The sequence below is a fragment of the Nocardioides sp. genome (genome assembly GCF_041393715.1).
GTDB lineage: Bacteria > Actinomycetota > Actinomycetes > Propionibacteriales > Nocardioidaceae > Nocardioides.
This window is the reverse complement of sequence record NZ_JAWKJQ010000006.1, coordinates 202,711-219,894: the sequence shown is the minus strand read 5'-3', so window position 1 is coordinate 219,894 and position 17,184 is coordinate 202,711. Positions and strand designations below refer to the sequence as shown.

Below are 17,184 nucleotides of genomic sequence, written 5' to 3'. Positions count from 1 at the left end.
GGTGCCGAACGTAGCGGACTATCGCGACAACAGGTCGCCTCGTTCCGCCTTCGCGGCCAGGTCGTGGATCAGCTCGGTCGAGGATGGCCAGTCGGTGGCCCGCTCGGAGAGCACCAGCTCGCCTTGGCGGGTGACGTCGACCGTCCACGGGCGGCCGAACGCGACCCGCACGAGCAGCGCCAGCGGCAGGAGGGCGAGCAGCAGCAACAGCTCGCCGAGCGCGATCGCGAACAGGACGATGAACGGCAGCGCGATGACCAGCATGATCACCGCGATCACGGCCGATATCGGGTCGTCGCCGAGGGGTACGTCGGGGACGTCGAGGTCGTCGAGGTGCCGCAGTTGACGCCGCCACGGCAGCCAGCGGCGGCCGATGCGCACCGTCGTACCCCCGGGCTCGGTGACCTTCACGGACACATGGTCCCCCCTCGCCGGCGATCGTTTGCTGCGTTTCGCCCCTGACTGCGGCGTGTCGCGGGGCCTTCCGCAGCAAACGATCGGGGTGGCCCGAGTCCCCCGATTCCTCTGACAGGCCCGAGCGGCTCGGGGAGACTGAAGCGCGTGATCGCTCCCGAGATTCAGCCCGTCATCGACGTCCGAGGACTGCATGTCCGCTTCGGCGAGGTCGAGGCGGTGACCGGCGTCGACCTGCAGGCGTACGCCGGCCAGGCCAGCGCGCTGCTGGGCCGCAACGGCGCCGGGAAGTCGACCACGATGCGCGTCGTCGCGGGTGTGGTGCCGCCGAGCGAGGGCCACGTCTTCGTCGCCGGCCTCGACGTCACCCGGCAGACCCTGGGGGTCAAGCACGCGGTCGGCTACTGCCCCGACGTCGGTGGCCTGATCCCGCGGGCGACGCCCTGGGAGCACCTCCAGCTGGCGGCCCGGCTGCGCCGGATGACCGACTGGGAGGACCGCGCGCGCGACCTGCTGGAGCGGTTCGAGCTCGGCGACGTGGCCCACCGCGTGACCGCCGGCTTCTCGCACGGCATGAGCCGGCGCCTGTCGGTGATCCTCGCGGCCTTCCACGAGCCCTTCGTGCTGCTGCTCGACGAGCCGTTCGACGGCGTCGACCCGATCGGGGTCGAGGCGACCTTCGACGTCATCGCGGACGCCCGGGCCCGCGGCGCCTGCGTGCTCGTCTCCACCCACCTCCGCGAGCTCGCGATCGAGGCCTGCAACACCGTGCTGGTGCTGCGCGGCGGCGAGCGGGTCGCGACGGTCACCTCGTCCGACATGGCCGGAGAGGAGGGCGCACGTGCCTACCGCGCCCTTCTCGACTGACCCGCACCCCACCGTGCCGCTGCCGACCCAGCTGCCCGGGCCGGTCGCCGCCGCCCGCCGCGCGGTCGCCGACGTCCGGCACCTGCTGTGGTTCCGCTCCGCGACCGTACGCCGGCGCGCCGTGGCCGGCTGGGCGGTGCTGACCTTCGTCCTGGTGACGTCGGGGGCCGCGGTCATCCCGGCCTACCTCGACGGCGCCGGCGACCTCGCCGGCAGCGGCCGCGCCTCGGAGTTCCTGGTCGTGCTGCCCACGCTGCTGGCGGGCGTCCTGGGCCTGGCGATCGTGTCCGGTGTCGCGTCCGGCGGCGGTCGCGAGCTGCTCTCCAAGGAGAACGGCATCGCCTACCCCGTGAGCCCGACCACCGACCACCTCGGCGCCCTGCTGCTGGCGCCGCTCAACATCTCCTGGTTGCTGCAGGCCTGGCTGCTGCTCGGCATCGGCGCCTACGCCCTCGGCCCCCAGCACCTGGCCCTGGTCCAGCTCATCGCCCTGCTGTGGATCGTCGCCGCGACGGCCATCGCCCAGGTGGTCGCGTGGACGTTCGAGACGATCCGCCGCGGTCCGCACGGCGTGGCGATCGTGCGCGGCGTGATGATCGCTGCCGGGGCGGCGGGCGTCTGGCTCCAGCTGTCGGGCAACCTGGCCGCCGCCCTCGACAAGGTCCCGACCAGCCACGTGATGTTCGGCATGCTCGCCGCCCGCGAGGGGACCTGGGTGCGCTTCGTCGTGACCCTGGCCGTCCTGCTGGCCCTGGTCGTCGTCGCGGTCGCGCTCGGTGCGATACCCGCCCACCTGGCGGCCCGGCGGACCCCCCGCGACGAGCTGCGCGTCGAGACCGGCGTCCGGCCGGCCCGCCGCGACACCGGCTCCGACCTGATGGCGCTGGTGCGGATCGACCGCGGCTCCATCTGGCGTTCGGTGCCGATGCGCCGCGGCCTGATGGTCCTCGCCATCGGCCCCGGCCTCGTCGCCCTGGCCGGCAACCTCGAGTGGAACGCGATGACGATCCTGCCCGGCCTCGTCGCCTCCGGCGCCGCGCTGCTGTTCGGGGTCAACGTCTGGTGCCTCGACGGACGCGGCGCGCTCTGGCGGGAGAGCCTCCCGAGCGGCCCTCGGACGGTCTTCACCGCGCGCGTGCTGGTGCTCAGCGAGTGGCTGCTCGTCGCCTCCGGCGTCACCCTGGTGCTGGCCTCGCTGCGTGCCGGGCTGCCCCAGCCGCACGAGCTGTCCGCCCTGCTCGCCACCCTGGTCGTGGTCACCGTGCAGGTGGTCAGCGGCTCGATGCGCTGGTCGGCGAAGCGGCCCTTCTCCGTCGACATGCGCTCGGCACGCGCGACCCCCGCGCCACCGGTCGTGATGCTCGGCTACTCCGCCCGCCTGGCGCTGAGCACGACGATGACCGGCCTGGTCTTCTCCGGGCTGGCTCGGCTGCCCTACTGGTCGCTGTCGATCGCGATGGCGATCCCGTTCATCGCCTGGTCGCTCGGTCGGCTGCTGTTCGCCCAGCAGGCGTGGGTCAACCCGTTCCAGCGGGCCCGCATCGTGATGACGGTCGCCGCCTAGGGATGCCCGGCAGGGATCGGCGCGAGCCTCACCCCTTGACCACCACCGTGCTCATGATCTTGTCGGTGAACGTCTGCCTCTTGCCGTCCCACAGGGGCCACAGGTAGCCGAGGTAGCAGGAGCCGTCGACGATGTTGTGCAGGAACAGCCGGCCCAGCGAGGCCCAGAACCCCTGGGGCCGCCCATCGGCCTCCCGCATCACCCGGATGCCGAGGACCTGTTTGCCGACGCTGGCTCCGGTCACCCCCTGGCGGTAGCAGGCGTTCCAGAGGATCAGCCCGAGATAGACCACGAACCCGAACACGACCAGCCCCCAGCCGACGTCGGCGTTGATGGCCGGCCCGGTCTCGTAGACCAGGCCGGTGACCGGGTCGGTCTCGGTCGGCGGGACGGCCAGCACGAACCCCAGGATGAGCGGCGCCATCCCGAGCAGGTAGAGCAGGGTGTCGACCAGCGTGGCGCCGACCCGAGCGAGCCAGCTGGCGTACTGCAGGATCGGCCGTCCCCAGGGGTCGAGCCCCGCGGCCGCCTGGCTGTAGCCGACCTGGCCGTAGGGCGCCGCGGGGTAGGGGCTCTGGTCGTAGGGGTTCTGACCGTACGGCGGCTGGTTCGGGTCGTAGGGCGGGGGTGGCGGGTTGCTCATGGTGCCTCCGAGGGTGCGTTGGGCCGAGGGTCTCACGAGCGAGCCCGCCGTCCGCGCGGCCGCTGCGACGGCGCGCCGGGCCGCGCGGTCTAGGGTCGGGTCATGGACTTCGCCCCCACGCCCCGGGCCGCCGACCTTGCCACTCGGGTCTCGTCGTTCATGGCCGAGGAGATCGACCCGATCGAGCCGGCGTACCACCGCGACCTCGCCGAGGCCCGCCGCAGCGGCGACCCGTGGCAGCCGCTGCCGGTGATCGAGGAGCTCAAGGCCAAGGCCCGCTCCCAGGGGCTGTGGAACCTGTTCCTGCCCGCCGAGCACGCCGGGGAGTACGCCGCCAGGTTCGGCACCGACGGCGGCGCGGGGCTGTCGAACGTCGACTACGCCCCGCTCGCCGAGCTGATGGGTCGCTCCGCGATCGCGCCGCTGGTCTTCAACTGCAACGCACCCGACACCGGCAACATGGAGGTGTTGCTGCGCTACGGCAGCAAGGAGCAGCGTGACCGCTGGCTCGACCCACTGCTCGACGGCCGGATCAGGTCGGCGTTCCTGATGACCGAGCCCGGGGTCGCCTCCTCCGACGCCACCAACATGGCCGCCACGGCGGTGGTCGAGGGTGACGAGGTGGTCGTCAACGGCCGCAAGTGGTGGTCGACCGGCGTCGGCCACCCCGACTGCGAGATCTACGTCTTCATGGGGCTCACGAACCCCGACGCCGACCGCCACCACCGGCACTCCATGGTGCTCGTCCCGCGGGACACCCCGGGTGTGAAGGTCGAGCGGATGCTCACCACGATGGGCCTCTACGACGAGCCGCTGGGCCACGGCGAGGTGTCCTTGACCGACGTGCGCGTCCCCGCCGCCAACATCCTGTCCGGCCCGGGCGAGGCCTTCGCCATCGCGCAGGGTCGGCTGGGCCCCGGCCGGGTGCATCACTGCATGCGGCTGATCGGGCTCGCCGAGGCGGCGCTCGAGCTGGCCTGCCGGCGCGGCCTGGAGCGCACGGCGTTCGGCAAGCCGCTGGTCAACCTCGGCGGCAACCGCGAGCGGATCGCCGACGCGCGGATCGCGATCGACCAGGCCCGGCTGCTGGTCCTCCACGCCGCCTGGAAGCTCGACACCGGTGGTCCGCTCCACGCCCTCTCGGAGGTCTCCCAGATCAAGGTCGCCGTGCCGGCGATGGCCACCTCGGTGATCGACCTGGCCATCCAGCTGCACGGCGGCGGCGGGATGTCCGACGACTTCCCGCTCGCGGCCGCCTGGGTCGGCGCCCGCTCGCTGCGGCTGGCCGACGGGCCCGACGAGGTGCACCGCGGCATGGTGGCGCGGCTGGAGCTGGCCAGGTACGCCGACCGTGGCGGGGCGCGATGAGGCGGGTGCTGGTCACCGGAGCGGCATCCGGGCTCGGCGCCGCGCTGACGGCCGCCTTCCGGGCGCGCGGCGACGAGGTGCTCGCCACCGACCGCTCCGGCGCCGACCTGACCCTCGACGTCACCTCCGAGGCCGACTGGGCCGCGGCGGTGGCCGAGGTCGAGCGGCGATGGGATGGGCTCGACGTGCTGGTCCACAACGCCGGCGTCGCCGGTGGTGGCCGTCTCGACGTCGCCGAGATCGAAGAGTGGCAGCGGGTGCTCGACGTGAACCTGCTCGGGATGGCGCGGGGGATGTGGGCCTTCACGCCGCTGCTGAAGCGACAGCGCGGCGGCCAGGTGGTCGCGGTCGCCTCGCTCGCCGGGCTGGTGCACCCGGCCGGGATGGCTTCCTACAACGCCGCCAAGGCCGGCGTCGTGGCGTTCACCGAGACGATCGGCCACGAGCTCGCGGGCTACGGCGTCCGGGCGATGGCCGTCTGTCCGAGCTACTTCCGGACCAACCTGGTGGCCTCGATGAGCGGGCGCGACGAGGCGGTGGGGGCCATCGTCGCGCGCCTCGTGGAGGAGTCGCCGGTGACGGCCGACGACGTTGCCGCCGCCGTCCTCGACGGGCTCGACCGCGGCGCGGAGCTGGTGCTGCCCGACGAGTTCGCCCGGGCCGCCTATCGGCTCAAGCTCGAGGACCGGTCGGCCTACGACCAGCAGATGAGGGCCCAGGCGGCCAAGCTGGAGCGGCTCACATGACCGACCCCGAGCCGCGCGATGCCGGCAACCCGGCGAAGCCGGTCCGGGCCGAGGATGCCTTCGACGTGGCGGCGATGGCGGGCTGGCTGCGCGGCCACGCGGACCCGGCCTTCGCCGACGTCGTCGTGGGTGAGCCCGAGGTGCGGCAGTTCCCGGGCGGTGCGTCCAACCTCACCTATCTGCTGCGCTACCCGGCCGGCGACCTGATCCTGCGCCGCCCGCCGGCCGGCACCAAGGCCAGGAGCGCCCACGACATGCGCCGTGAGCACGACATCCAGGCGGCGCTCCACCCCGTGTTTCCGCTGGTCGCCCGGATGGTCGCCTTCTGCGAGGACGCCGACGTCATCGGCTCCGACTTCTACGTCATGGAGCGACTCGACGGCGTGATCCCGCGGCGCGACCTGCCGTTCGACCTCACGCCGGAAGGGACCGGCGAGCTGTGCCGGTCGGCGTACGACGTGCTGGTGCGGCTGCACTCCGTCGACGTCGAGGCCGCCGGACTGGCGGGGCTCGGGCGCGGTGAGGGCTACGTCGCCCGTCAGGTGGCCGGCTGGACCGACCGGTTCGCCCGGGCCCGCACCGACGACACCGGCGACTGGTCCGACGTCATCGAGTGGCTGGCTGCCGAGCAGCCGCCGGACGTCGGCGCCTGCCTGATCCACAACGACTTCCGCTTCGACAACCTGGTGCTCGGCGGCGGCCCACCCGGCCCCGACCCGGTGCACATCGTGGGCGTGCTCGACTGGGAGATGGCCACGGTCGGCGACCCGTTGATGGATCTCGGCGGCGCCCTGGCCTACTGGGTGCAGGCCGACGACGACGAGTTCTTCCAGGGCTTCCGGCGGCAGCCGTCGAGCGCGGCGGGCATGTGGACGCGCGAGGAGATCGTCGCGTGGTACTGCCGGCGGATGGGGCTGGAGATGACCGCCGAGCGCTGGCGGTTCTACGAGGTCTTCGGGCTGTTCCGGCTGGCGGTGATCGCCCAGCAGATCTGGTACCGCTACGTCCACGGGCAGACCCACAACGAGGCCTACGCCGTCTTCGGACCGGCCGTCGGCTACCTCGAGTCGCGCTGCCGCCGGCTGCTCGGTGGGGAGGCCTGATGGGCCAGGTGCTGCTGGTGCGCCACGGTCAGGCGTCGTTCGGGGCGGCCGACTACGACGTCCTGTCCGAGACCGGGTGGGTGCAGGCGCGGGCGCTGGGGAGCTGGCTGGCCGCGCGGGGGATCGTCGCCGACGTCGTGCTCAGCGGTGAGATGCGTCGGCAACGGGACACCGCGACGGCGCTCGCCGAGGCCGCGGGCTGGTCGGTCGAGCCGGCGATCGACGCGGGCTGGAACGAGTTCGACCACCGCGCCGTCGTGGCGGCGTACGACGGGGTGCCCGACACGGTCGACCGCGCGGCGTTCCAGGCCGCGTTCACGGCGGCGCTCGAGCGGTGGATCGCCGGGGAGCCGGGCGACGTGCCCGAGTCGTTCCCCGGGTTCGTGAAGCGGGTCGGTGCGGCGCTGACCCGGGCCTGCGCCGGCGCCGGCCCCGCCGCGACCGTCGTCGTGTCGTCGTCGGGCGGCCCGGTGGCCGCCGCGTGCGCGGCGCTGCTGGACCCCGACCGACCCTCGGCGGAGCGAGGCGGCCTGTGGACCCGCCTCAACACCGTGATCGTCAACGGGTCGTGCTCGCGGATCGTGGTCGGGTCGACCGGGCCGCGGCTGTTGACGTTCAACGAGCACGAGCACCTGACCGAGGGCCTGCGCACCTACCGCTGAGGAGGCGCACATCCCACGGCCGAGGGCACCCCGGATCCGAGCCGTCAGACCCCGGGGTCGGGCTGCTGTACGACGTAGGTGCTGAGCACCTTGTCGGTCAGCGTCTGCTTCATCGGGTCCCACAGCGGCCACAGGAAGTCGAGGTAGCAGGCCTGGTTGATCAGGCCGTGCAGGAAGTAGCGCCCCACGCAGCTGCCGACGCCCGCGGGCTGGCCGTCGGCGATCCCCACGGTGCGGATGCCGACCTTGCGCTTGCCGTAGGTGTAGCCGGTGCGGCCCTGGTCGAGGAAGTAGTTGACGACCACCCGCCAGATCATCAGGCCGACGCCGACCAGGACCACCAGGACGCCGATCCCCACCATCGCGCCCGACTCGTTGCCGGCGCCGATGCCGAGGAGCGCGTAGCCGACGATCAGCGCGATCCAGGCCGGCCACGGGAAGACGATGAAGTCCCACAGATAGGCGACCGCCCGGTCGCCCCACGCCGCCAGCGGAACGCCGCCGTAGGGCTGTTGCTGCTGGTACGGCGTCGGCGGCGGGGGCGCGCCGTACCCCGGCTGCGGCTGGCCGTACTGCGGCTGGCCCTGGGGCGGCTGGCCCTGGGGCGGCTGGGGAGGCGGCGTCGGCCCGGGCGACGGGACGTGGGGCTGGCTGGGGTCGGTCACGGAACACCTCTCGGGCAGCGGCTCGGACACCGGTCACGCTAGTGCAGCCGCGGCTTCCCAACAGAGTGCATACGTGGTATACATACCGCGTATCTACCGGCGCGGGGGATCGGTAGGACATCCACGGAAGGCGCGGAGATGTCGGTGAAGCAGGCGCTGCTGGCGCTGCTGGAGCAGGGGCCGATGTACGGCTACCAGCTCCGTTCGGAGTTCGAGGAGCGGACCGGGTCGACCTGGCCGCTCAACGTGGGGCAGGTCTACACGACCCTGTCCCGGCTCGAGCGCGACGGTCTCGTCGAGGGCACGGGGGCCGACGACGAGGGTCACCTGGTCTACCGCGTGACCGCCGCCGGGCGGGCCGAGGTGTCGGCGTGGTTCACCACGCCGGTGCCTCGGTCCCAGCCCCCGCGCGACGAGCTGGCGATCAAGCTCGCGCTGGCCGTCACCGTGCGCGGCGTCGACGTCGGCGCGGTGATCCAGCGGCAGCGGATGGCGACGATCGCCGCCCTCCAGGACTACACCCGGCTCAAGCGCAGCGGCAGGGCCTCCGCGCCCACCGAGCCGGCCGACCTGGCCTGGTCGCTGGTGCTCGACTCGCTGGTCTTCGACGCCGAGGCCGAGATCCGCTGGCTCGACCACTGCGAGGCGCGGCTGCGCCGAGCGGCGGTCGAGGGCGCACTGCCGCCCGTCGCGCAGCCCGAGAGCACGCCCGCGACCCGGGAGGTGTCCCGATGACCGCGGTGCTCCAGCTGTGCGACGTCACCCGGATCCACGGCGAGGGCGAGACCGAGGTGCACGCGCTGCGCGGTGTCTCGTTCGCGGCCCACGCCGGCGAGCTGGTGGCCGTGATGGGCCCGTCGGGCTCGGGCAAGTCGACCCTGCTCACCCTGGCCGGGGGGCTGGACACTCCGACGTTGGGACAGGTGCTGATCGAGGGCAGCGACCTGGCGCCGCTCGGCCCGCGCGGCCGCGCCCGGCTCCGGCGTACGTCGGTGGGCTATGTGTTCCAGGACTTCAACCTGATCCCCGCGCTGACCGCGGCCGAGAACGTCGCCCTGCCCCTCGAGCTCGACGGGACCTCGGCCCGCGGCGCACGGGCGGCCGCCCGGGAGGCGCTGGCCCAGGTGGGCATCCCCGAGCTGGCCGACCGCTTCCCCGACGAGATGTCGGGCGGACAGCAGCAGCGGGTCGCGATCGCCCGCGCCGTGGTCGGTGAGCGGCGGCTGATCCTGGCCGACGAGCCCACCGGCGCGCTCGACACCGACACCGGCGAGCAGATCCTCAGGCTGTTGCGAGCCAGGTGCGACGACGGCGCCGCCGGGGTGCTGGTGACCCACGAGGCGCGGCACGCCGCCTGGGCCGACCGGGTGGTCTTCCTCCGCGACGGGCTGGTCGTCGACGAGTCGGGTGCCGACCCGGTCGACACGCTGCTCGAGACGGACCTGAGCCGGTGAACGCCCTCCGCCGGTGGCGGCCGCTGCTGCGGATCGCCTGGCGCGATGCCGCCCGGCACAAGGTCCGGTCGGCCCTGGTGCTGGCACTGATCGCCCTCCCCGTGATGGCCGTGACGGCGGCCGACGTGCTCTATCAGACCGCCACCGTCACGGGCGCCGAGTCACTGGACCGCCGCATCGGCGGCGCCGACGCCCAGATCCGTGTGGACCCGTGGTCGGCGTCCGTGGCCCAGTGGCCGGACCCCGATCGGGGCTCCGCGAGCGTTGGTGACCAGCGCTCGGGCCCGCCCCCCACGCTGGCCGAGCTCGGCCGGACCCTGGGCAGGCCGATGCGCGGGATCGAGCTGCGCTCCGGCCAGGTGCAGGTCGACACGGCCAAGGGGGCCGCGGCGGTCGATGTGGAGGAGGTCGACCTGCGCGACCCGTTGGCCGCAGGCCTCTACCGCATCGACCGGGGCCGTGCGCCCATCGGCGTCGACGAGGTGGTCGTCAACAGCGATCTCGCCGACCGGGGCGCCGGTCTCGGTGACACGCTGCAGGTCTCCGACGGGCCGGCCCTCAAGGTCGTCGGCGTCGGGGAGTCGACGTCCTTCTGGGGCTACCCGACGATGGTGACCCTGCCGGGGGTCGTCGACCTGCCCGACGACGGCAGCCGGGCCTGGCTGGTCGATGCCGGTGGGCCGATCACCTGGCCCGAGGTCCGCAGCCTCAACGCCGTCGGGGCGGTGGTCCTGTCACGTGAGGTGGTGGAGCACCCGCCCCCCGACTCCGAGGTGCCCGCAGAGCTGCGGAACACCGGCGGCGACTCCTCGCAGACGCTGGCGATCCTGGGGCTGATCGTGGCGATGGTGCTGCTCGAGGTGGTGCTGCTGGCCGGGCCGGCGTTCGCCGTCGGGGCACGCCGCCAGTCGCGGACCCTGGCGCTGATGTCGGCCACCGGGGCCACGCCGCCCCAGACCCGCCGGACGGTTCTCGGGTCGGCGCTGGTGCTCGGCACCGTGGCGGCGCTCGGTGGAGTCGTCGCGGGTATCGGGCTGGCCTGGGCGACCCAGCCGCTGCTGCAACGCCTCTCGCACGAGTGGTTCGGTCCGTTCGACGTGCCGTGGCCGCACCTGGCCGGCATCGCGATCTTCGGGCTGGTCTCCGCGCTGCTGGCCGCCGTGGTGCCGGCCTGGATCTCGTCGCGGCAGGACGTCGTGGCGGTGCTCGCGGGCCGCCGCGGCGATCGCAAGGCGGGCCTCCGATCGCCGGTCGCGGGGGTGCTGCTGCTCGGCGCCGGCATCGCCGGGTCGGCGGCCGGCGCCCGGGCGCACGGCAACGGAGAGCTCATGATCGCCTTCTCCGCGTTGGTCGCCGTGCTGGGCATGATCCTGCTGGTGCCCCTCGTGCTGGTCGGGCTCGCGAAGGTGTCGGCACGGCTGCCGTTGGCGCTGCGGTTCGCGGTCCGCGACGCCGCGCGCCACCGCACCCGCACGGTCCCGGCGGTGGCCGCTGTCGCGGCCACCGTGGCCGGCGTGGTCGCGCTCGGGATCGCCAACGCCAGCGACGCCAAGGAGAACCGCGAGACCTACACGCCCACGCTGAGGGCGGGCGACGGCGTGGTGGCGGCCTACGGCGCGCAGGCCGACGACTGGGAGCCCATCCGGCGGGCGCTGGAGCGGGAGATCCCGGCCGCCACGGTGGAGCCGGTCGAGGGCCTGCCGGAGGGCGGGTCGGACGGCAGCGTGTCGCTGCGCTTCCGCACGGCGGAGCACAAGAACTTCCTGTACAGCTACGGCAGCAGCCTGGGCGCCTCCGTGCTCGTGGCCGACCGGCTACCCGGGCTGCCCGGTCTCGATCCCGACCAAGGGGCCGTGGTCGACCGGGTGCTGACCACCGGGGGCGTGGTGGTCTTCGCCAACGAGCGGGTGCCCGGCCACGAGGTCGTGGTCTCCGGTCGCCACTACGACGGCAACGGGAGGGCCGGCGCCAAGGTCGAGAAGCACACCTTGCCGGCCGTCTTCATCCACGTGCCGTCCCACGTCACGGTGCCGCAGGCCGTGCTGTCGCCGATGGCGGCACGGGAGCTCGGGCTGGCGCCTGCCACCGTCGGGATGTACGTCACCGGCTCCACCATCACGGCCGACCAGGAGCGCAACGCCGACGAGGCAGTGGCGGCGATCGTGCCCTACGCAGGTCTCTACGTCGAGCGCGGCTACCAGGGCGACGACGCGACCCGGATCCTGCTGCTGATCCTCGGGTCGCTCGGGGCGGTGCTGATGCTCGGCGGCACGCTGACGACGACCTATCTCGCGCTGTCGGACGCGCGACCCGACCTGGCCACGCTGGGGGCGGTCGGAGCCGCGCCCCGGACGCGGCGCGCGGTGGCCGGGTCCTTCGCGGTCGTGGTGGCCCTGGTCGGCGGGGTGGTGGGCGCGGCCGTCGGCTTCATCCCGGGCATCGCGGTCGCTCGTCCGCTGACCTCCTCCCAGGGGGTCTACGCCGCGCCCAGTGGGGGCTCGGGCAGCAGCGGCTTCAACGCCGACCAGCTGCCGGTGACCGGGCCGTTCCTGGACATCCCCTGGCTGCTCATCGTCGCCCTCGTCGTCGCACTGCCCCTGGTCACGGCGTTGGTGGTCGCGGCCACCACCCGTCCCCGCCTTCCCCTGGTGGCCCGCCTCGACTGACCGCGAGATGCCTGAAATGGTCCCGCGAGATGCGTGAAATGGTCCCGCGAGATGCGTGGGCCCGCCCGGCGGGCTCGCGCTCGGGTCGGCCCACGGGCTCGCTGCGCGACGAGGTGCACGTCGCGTCGCCATTTCGCGCACCTCGCGCCACCAGAATCGGCATGTCGCGGAAAAAGGCAGGCTTGACTGTTTGTTTGTGGGAGGGCACCCTCGACGGGTGAGTACGACGGTGCGGGTGCCTCAGGAGGAGCGGAGTCGGGTGATGCGCGCCCGGCTGCTCGAGGCGACCGTCGACTGCCTGGTGGAGCACGGGTTCGCGGGCACCACGACCACCATCGTCTCGGAGCGTGCGGGGGTGTCGCGGGGAGCGCAGCTCCATCACTTCCCGACGAAGAACGACCTGGTCGTCGCCGCCATGGAGCACGTGACGACCGTGCGAGGTGAGGAGCTGCGCGCCGCGGTGGCCCGGGTGCCGGACGGTGAGCGGCGTACTCGCGCGGTGCTGCAGGTGCTGGCCGACCACGTCACCTCGCCGGTCTTCACGGCCGGTCTCGAGCTGTGGGTGGCGGCCCGCACCGACCCTGCGCTCCTCGAGGCGGTCGCCCCGTTGGAGCAGCGGATCGGCAGGGAGGCGCACCAGCTCACCGTCGAAGCCCTCGGTGCCGACGAGTCGCTGCCGGGCATCCGCGAGCTGGTGCAGGCGACCCTCGACCTGGTCCGCGGCCTGGGCCTGGCCGACACGATCACCGACGATGCCCGACGCCGGGCGCGGATCCTGGATCGCTGGGCCGCGGTGCTCGATGGCGCCCTGGGAGCATCGGCATGAACGCGCTCCTGGAGGAGGTCCTGGCCGACCTCGCGGCCGAGGGCGATGCGCTGGACGCCGTGGTCTCGCGTCTCCCCGACGAGAAGTGGCGGCTGGCGACCCAGGCGCCCGGCTGGGACGTCGCCACCCAGGTCGCCCACCTCGCCTGGACCGACGAGGCGGCGCTGCTCGCGGCCGCCGACAAGGAGGGTTGGGACGCGTTGGTCCTGGAGGCGCTGGCGGACCCCGACGGCCTGGTCGACCGCACGGCGCTCGAGGGCGGTGCGGCCCCGGCCGCCGACCTGGTGGACCGCTGGCGCTCCTCGCGGAGCCGACTGGCGTCCGCACTGCGCGCGGTGCCGGACGGCGTTCGGCTCCCGTGGTTCGGGCCGCCCATGTCGCCGGCCTCGATGGCGACCGCCCGGTTCATGGAGACCTGGGCGCACTCCGGCGACGTGCACGAGGCTGTCGGTGCGATCCGGGAGCCCACCGACCGGATCCGGCACGTGGCCCACCTCGGCGTGCGCACTCGCCGCTTCGCCTACGCCGCGCACCGACGTGAGGCACCGAAGGACGAGCCACGGGTCGAGCTGGTCGCGCCGTCGGGCGAGACGTGGACCTGGGGCCCGCCGGAGGCCTCGCAACGGGTGACCGGGACGGCTCACGACTTCTGCCTGCTGGTCACCCAGCGCATCCATCGTGTCGACACCGACCTGCGCGCCGTCGGCAGCGACGCCGAGGAGTGGCTGGGGATCGCGCAGTGCTTCGCCGGCCCGCCGGGAGAGGGGAGGGCCCCTCGTGGCTGAGGACCCCGCGGCTGATGTCCTGCGGGTGGGCAACTGCTCCGGCTTCTACGGCGACCGCCTCTCCGCGATGCGCGAGATGCTCGAGGGTGGGCCGCTCGACGTGCTGACCGGCGACTACCTCGCCGAGCTGACGATGCTGATCCTGGGCAGGGACACCCTCAAGGACGCCTCGCTCGGGTATGCCCGCACCTTCGTCAGACAGCTCGAGGACACGCTCGGGCTGGCCGTCGAGCGTGGAGTCCGGATCGTCAGCAACGCCGGCGGTCTCAACCCTGCCGGTCTCGCGGCCAGGGTGCGTGAGGTGGCCCGCGGCCTCGGGCTCGACGTGGCCGTCGCTCACGTCGAGGGGGACGACCTGCGCCCGCTCGCCGCCGACCTCGACCTCGCCGACGCGCTGACCGCCAACGCCTATCTGGGCGGCTTCGGCATCGCGGCGGCCCTCCGCGGGGGTGCCGACGTCGTGGTCACCGGCCGGGTCACCGACGCGTCCCTGGTGGTCGGACCGGCGGTGGCGCACTTCGGCTGGGAGCCGACGGCGTACGACGCCCTGGCCGGCGCGACCGTCGCCGGGCACGTCCTCGAGTGCGGGGCGCACGCGACGGGGGGCAACTTCTCCGGTTTCCTCGACCTCCCGCGCGAGGCCCGCGAGCGGCCGTTGGGCTTCCCGCTGGCCGAGATCGCCGCCGACGGGTCGAGCGTCGTGACCAAGCACCCGGGCACCGGTGGCGCGGTGACCGTCGACACCGTGAGCGCCCAGCTGTTCTACGAGATCCAGGGGCCGTCCTACCTCGGTCCCGACGTCACCACCCACCTCGACTCGGTGCGGCTCGAGCAGGTCGGCCCGGACCGGGTCGCCGTCGGTGGGGTGCGCGGGTCCGCGCCGTTCCACCTGCTCAAGGTCGGCGCCAACGTGCTGGGCGGCTATCGCAACTCCGTCGAGCTGGTGCTGACCGGGCTCGACCTCGACGCGAAGGCCGCGTGGGTGCGCGGGCAGGTCGAGGCGGCGTGGCGGGAGCATCGGCCCGCCGAGGTCGTCTGGTCGCGAACGCCGCGACCGGTGCCCGACGCGGACACCGAGGAGGGCGCGTCGTGCCTGCTGCGGTGCACGGTCAAGGACCCCTCGGCCGAGGTGGCCGGCCGGGGCTTCACCGGGCCGGTCGTCGAGCTCGCGCTGGCGTCGTACCCCGGGTTCACCATGACCGGCCCGCCGACCCCCGCCTCGCCGTACGGCGTCTTCGTCGGCGACTTCGTGACGCGCGACCGGGTCGAGCACGCCGTGGTCCACGCCGACGGGCGGCGCGAGATCGTCGCCGACCCGCCGGTCTCCCCGGACCTGGGCCGCTGGGTGGCCGGCCGCGAGGCGGTGGCGGAGCCTCCGGCCGCGCCGCTCGTGGCGCGGGGGACCACCACGAGGGTGCCCCTCGGCACCTTCGTGCATGCCCGCTCCGGCGACAAGGGCGGCAACGCCAACCTCGGCCTGTGGGTCCGCCACGACGGCGACGAGCGCTACCGCGACCGCGTCGGCTGGCTGCTGGAGACCGTGACGCCGGCGTGGGTGCGCGGCCTGGTCCCCGAGGCGGAGAGCCTCGACGTCGACGTGCACCCTCTGCCCGACCTCGGCGGCGTCAACGTCGTGCTCCACGGCCTGCTCGGCGAGGGCGTCGCCGCCTCGACGCGCTTCGACCCGCAGGCCAAGGCGCTCGGCGAGTGGGCACGCTCACGCGTCGTCGCGATCCCCGAGGAGCTGCTGTGACTCGCCGAAGCAACGACCACCAGGACCACCCATGACGACCAACCGCGAGAGCATGCTCGCCAAGCTGGCCGACCTCGATGCCGAGCACGCGAAGGCGGTGGCCGGCGGCGGTGAGAAGTACGTCGACCGGCACCGCGCCCGCGGCAAGCTGCTCGCCCGCGAGCGGATCGAGCTGCTCGTCGACGAGGGATCCGCGTTCCTCGAGCTGTCGCCGCTCGCGGGTTGGGGCTCGGACTTCACCGTCGGTGCCAGCGTCGTCACCGGCATCGGGGTCGTCGAGGGCGTCGAGTGCCTGATCACCGCCAACGACCCCACGGTCAAGGGCGGCGCCTCCAACCCCTGGACGGTCAAGAAGGGGTTCCGCGCCGCGCAGATCGCCGAGGAGAACAACCTGCCCACCATCTCCCTGGTCGAGTCGGGCGGCGCCGACCTCCCGACGCAGAAGGAGATCTTCATCCCCGGCGGCAAGGCCTTCCGCGAGCTGACCCGGGCCTCCAGGCGTCGCCAGCCCACGATCGCGATCGTCTTCGGCAACTCCACCGCCGGCGGCGCCTACATCCCCGGCATGAGCGACTACACCGTGATGGTCAAGCAGCAGGCCAAGGTCTTCCTCGGCGGCCCGCCGCTGGTCAAGATGGCCACCGGCGAGGAGTCCGACGACGAGTCGCTCGGCGGCGCGGAGATGCACGCTCGCGTCTCGGGGCTCGCCGACTACCTCGCCGAGGACGAGCTCGACGCGCTGCGGATCGGCCGCCGGATCGTGGCCCGTCTCAACCGGCGCAAGCCGACCGCGACGTCATACGTCTCGGCCGCCGGGGCGTCCGCGCCGGATGACGCACCCACGGCCACCCCGGGCACCACGACGTACGCCGAGCCCGACGCCGACCCCGACGAGCTGCTCGACCTGATCCCCGCGGACCTCAAGGAGCCGTTCGACCCGCGCGAGGTGATCGTCCGGATCGTCGACGGCAGCGGGCCGGGCAACGAGCGACCGTTCGACGAGTTCAAGCCGCTCTACGGCAGCTCGCTGGTCACCGGCTGGGCCAACCTCCACGGCCGGCCGCTCGGCATCCTCGCCAACGCCCAGGGCGTGATCTTCAGCGAGGAGGCGCAGAAGGCCGCGCAGTTCATCCAGCTCGCCAACCAGTCCGACACCCCGCTGCTGTTCCTGCACAACACGACCGGCTACATGGTCGGCGCGGAGTACGAACAGGGCGGCATCATCAAGCACGGCGCCCAGATGATCAACGCGGTCTCCAACTCCGCGGTGCCGCACCTCAGCGTGATCATGGGCGCGTCCTACGGCGCCGGCAACTACGGCATGGCCGGCCGCGCCTACGACCCGCGCTTCCTCTTCACCTGGCCGTCGGCCAAGTCGGCGGTGATGGGGCCGGCGCAGCTCGCCGGCGTGCTGTCGATCGTGGCGCGGGCCGCGGCCGAGGGGCGCGGGCAGACCTACGACGAGGCCGAGGACGCCCAGATGCGGGCCTTCATCGAGGCCAGCGTCGAGGAGCAGAGCCTGCCCTTCTTCCTCTCCGGGATGCTCTACGACGACGGCGTCATCGACCCTCGCGACACCCGCACGATCCTGGCCATCTGCCTCTCGGTCATCGAGAACGCACCGATCAAGGGCGCCGAGGGCTACGGCGTCTTCCGGATGTAGGTGGT

Annotated in this window: 16 protein-coding genes; 13 read left to right on the top strand and 3 right to left on the bottom strand. The window is 73.3% G+C overall.

Features of this window, described 5'->3' with window-relative positions; all coding sequences use genetic code 11:
* Positions 1–18 precede the first annotated feature (18 nt).
* Complete coding sequence (locus R2740_RS11675) at positions 19–411, bottom strand: hypothetical protein (RefSeq protein ID WP_371302852.1); 393 nt, start codon at positions 409–411, stop codon at positions 19–21.
* A 150-nt stretch (positions 412–561) separates the two neighbouring features.
* Here R2740_RS11675 and R2740_RS11670 point away from each other — a divergent pair, with 150 nt between their 5' ends.
* Together R2740_RS11670 and R2740_RS11665 are read left to right on the top strand one after the other, a co-directional pair.
* Complete coding sequence (locus tag R2740_RS11670; protein WP_371302851.1) at positions 562–1,281, top strand: ABC transporter ATP-binding protein; 720 nt, start codon at positions 562–564, stop codon at positions 1,279–1,281.
* Positions 1,256–2,845, top strand: coding sequence for a hypothetical protein (locus tag R2740_RS11665; RefSeq protein WP_371302850.1), 1,590 nt, complete (start codon positions 1,256–1,258; stop codon positions 2,843–2,845). The genes R2740_RS11670 and R2740_RS11665 overlap by 26 nt, the downstream gene beginning before the upstream one ends.
* 28 nt (positions 2,846–2,873) lie before the next feature.
* Here R2740_RS11665 and R2740_RS11660 read toward each other — a convergent pair whose 3' ends face one another.
* On the bottom strand, positions 2,874–3,488 hold the full coding sequence (locus R2740_RS11660; RefSeq protein WP_371302849.1) for an RDD family protein: 615 nt from the start codon (positions 3,486–3,488) through the stop codon (positions 2,874–2,876).
* Between the two features lie 102 nt (positions 3,489–3,590).
* Here R2740_RS11660 and R2740_RS11655 point away from each other — a divergent pair, with 102 nt between their 5' ends.
* The 4 genes from R2740_RS11655 to R2740_RS11640 are packed head-to-tail and all read left to right on the top strand — an operon-like array spanning position 3,591 to position 7,367.
* A complete protein-coding gene (locus R2740_RS11655) occupies positions 3,591–4,856 on the top strand; it encodes an acyl-CoA dehydrogenase family protein (protein ID WP_371302848.1) in 1,266 nt (421 codons plus the stop codon).
* Positions 4,853–5,602 (top strand): SDR family NAD(P)-dependent oxidoreductase, encoded by a 750-nt coding sequence (locus R2740_RS11650; RefSeq protein ID WP_371302847.1) that lies wholly within the window; start codon positions 4,853–4,855, stop codon positions 5,600–5,602. Before R2740_RS11655 ends, R2740_RS11650 begins: the two co-directional genes overlap by 4 nt.
* Positions 5,599–6,705 carry a phosphotransferase family protein gene (locus tag R2740_RS11645; protein WP_371302846.1) on the top strand — a complete coding sequence of 369 codons (1,107 nt, stop codon included), beginning with the start codon at positions 5,599–5,601 and terminating at the stop codon, positions 6,703–6,705. The genes R2740_RS11650 and R2740_RS11645 overlap by 4 nt, the downstream gene beginning before the upstream one ends.
* Complete coding sequence (locus R2740_RS11640) at positions 6,705–7,367, top strand: histidine phosphatase family protein (RefSeq protein WP_371302845.1); 663 nt, start codon at positions 6,705–6,707, stop codon at positions 7,365–7,367. Before R2740_RS11645 ends, R2740_RS11640 begins: the two co-directional genes overlap by 1 nt.
* Before the next feature lie 44 nt (positions 7,368–7,411).
* Here R2740_RS11640 and R2740_RS11635 read toward each other — a convergent pair whose 3' ends face one another.
* Entirely contained in the window at positions 7,412–8,032 is a 621-nt protein-coding gene (locus R2740_RS11635; protein WP_371302844.1) for an RDD family protein, read from the bottom strand.
* Between the two features lie 138 nt (positions 8,033–8,170).
* Here R2740_RS11635 and R2740_RS11630 point away from each other — a divergent pair, with 138 nt between their 5' ends.
* The 7 genes from R2740_RS11630 (at position 8,171) to R2740_RS11600 (ending at position 17,179) form a co-directional block, all read left to right on the top strand.
* Complete coding sequence (locus R2740_RS11630; RefSeq protein WP_371302843.1) at positions 8,171–8,767, top strand: PadR family transcriptional regulator; 597 nt, start codon at positions 8,171–8,173, stop codon at positions 8,765–8,767.
* Positions 8,764–9,486, top strand: coding sequence for an ABC transporter ATP-binding protein (locus R2740_RS11625; RefSeq protein ID WP_371302842.1), 723 nt, complete (start codon positions 8,764–8,766; stop codon positions 9,484–9,486). Before R2740_RS11630 ends, R2740_RS11625 begins: the two co-directional genes overlap by 4 nt.
* A complete protein-coding gene (locus R2740_RS11620; protein WP_371302841.1) occupies positions 9,483–12,152 on the top strand; it encodes an ABC transporter permease in 2,670 nt (889 codons plus the stop codon). The genes R2740_RS11625 and R2740_RS11620 overlap by 4 nt, the downstream gene beginning before the upstream one ends.
* A gap of 217 nt (positions 12,153–12,369) precedes the next feature.
* The gene (locus tag R2740_RS11615) at positions 12,370–12,978 is read left to right on the top strand and encodes a TetR/AcrR family transcriptional regulator (protein WP_371302840.1); all 609 of its coding nucleotides are present in this window, start codon (positions 12,370–12,372) and stop codon (positions 12,976–12,978) included.
* Positions 12,975–13,763, top strand: coding sequence for a TIGR03084 family metal-binding protein (locus R2740_RS11610; RefSeq protein ID WP_371302839.1), 789 nt, complete (start codon positions 12,975–12,977; stop codon positions 13,761–13,763). Before R2740_RS11615 ends, R2740_RS11610 begins: the two co-directional genes overlap by 4 nt.
* Positions 13,756–15,516, top strand: coding sequence for an acyclic terpene utilization AtuA family protein (locus tag R2740_RS11605; protein ID WP_371302838.1), 1,761 nt, complete (start codon positions 13,756–13,758; stop codon positions 15,514–15,516). The genes R2740_RS11610 and R2740_RS11605 overlap by 8 nt, the downstream gene beginning before the upstream one ends.
* A gap of 31 nt (positions 15,517–15,547) precedes the next feature.
* Complete coding sequence (locus tag R2740_RS11600) at positions 15,548–17,179, top strand: acyl-CoA carboxylase subunit beta (protein WP_371302837.1); 1,632 nt, start codon at positions 15,548–15,550, stop codon at positions 17,177–17,179.
* The last annotated feature ends 5 nt before the right edge of the window (positions 17,180–17,184 follow it).

Coding starts and splice junctions, on each gene's coding strand:
- R2740_RS11625 (WP_371302842.1), top strand. CDS start 8,764: ATGACCGCGGTGCTCCAGCTGTGCGACGTCACCCGGATCCACGGCGAG.
- R2740_RS11645 (WP_371302846.1), top strand. CDS start 5,599: ATGACCGACCCCGAGCCGCGCGATGCCGGCAACCCGGCGAAGCCGGTC.
- R2740_RS11650 (WP_371302847.1), top strand. CDS start 4,853: ATGAGGCGGGTGCTGGTCACCGGAGCGGCATCCGGGCTCGGCGCCGCG.
- R2740_RS11655 (WP_371302848.1), top strand. CDS start 3,591: ATGGACTTCGCCCCCACGCCCCGGGCCGCCGACCTTGCCACTCGGGTC.
- R2740_RS11610 (WP_371302839.1), top strand. CDS start 12,975: ATGAACGCGCTCCTGGAGGAGGTCCTGGCCGACCTCGCGGCCGAGGGC.
- R2740_RS11630 (WP_371302843.1), top strand. CDS start 8,171: ATGTCGGTGAAGCAGGCGCTGCTGGCGCTGCTGGAGCAGGGGCCGATG.
- R2740_RS11640 (WP_371302845.1), top strand. CDS start 6,705: ATGGGCCAGGTGCTGCTGGTGCGCCACGGTCAGGCGTCGTTCGGGGCG.
- R2740_RS11660 (WP_371302849.1), bottom strand. CDS start 3,488: ATGAGCAACCCGCCACCCCCGCCCTACGACCCGAACCAGCCGCCGTAC.
- R2740_RS11600 (WP_371302837.1), top strand. CDS start 15,548: ATGACGACCAACCGCGAGAGCATGCTCGCCAAGCTGGCCGACCTCGAT.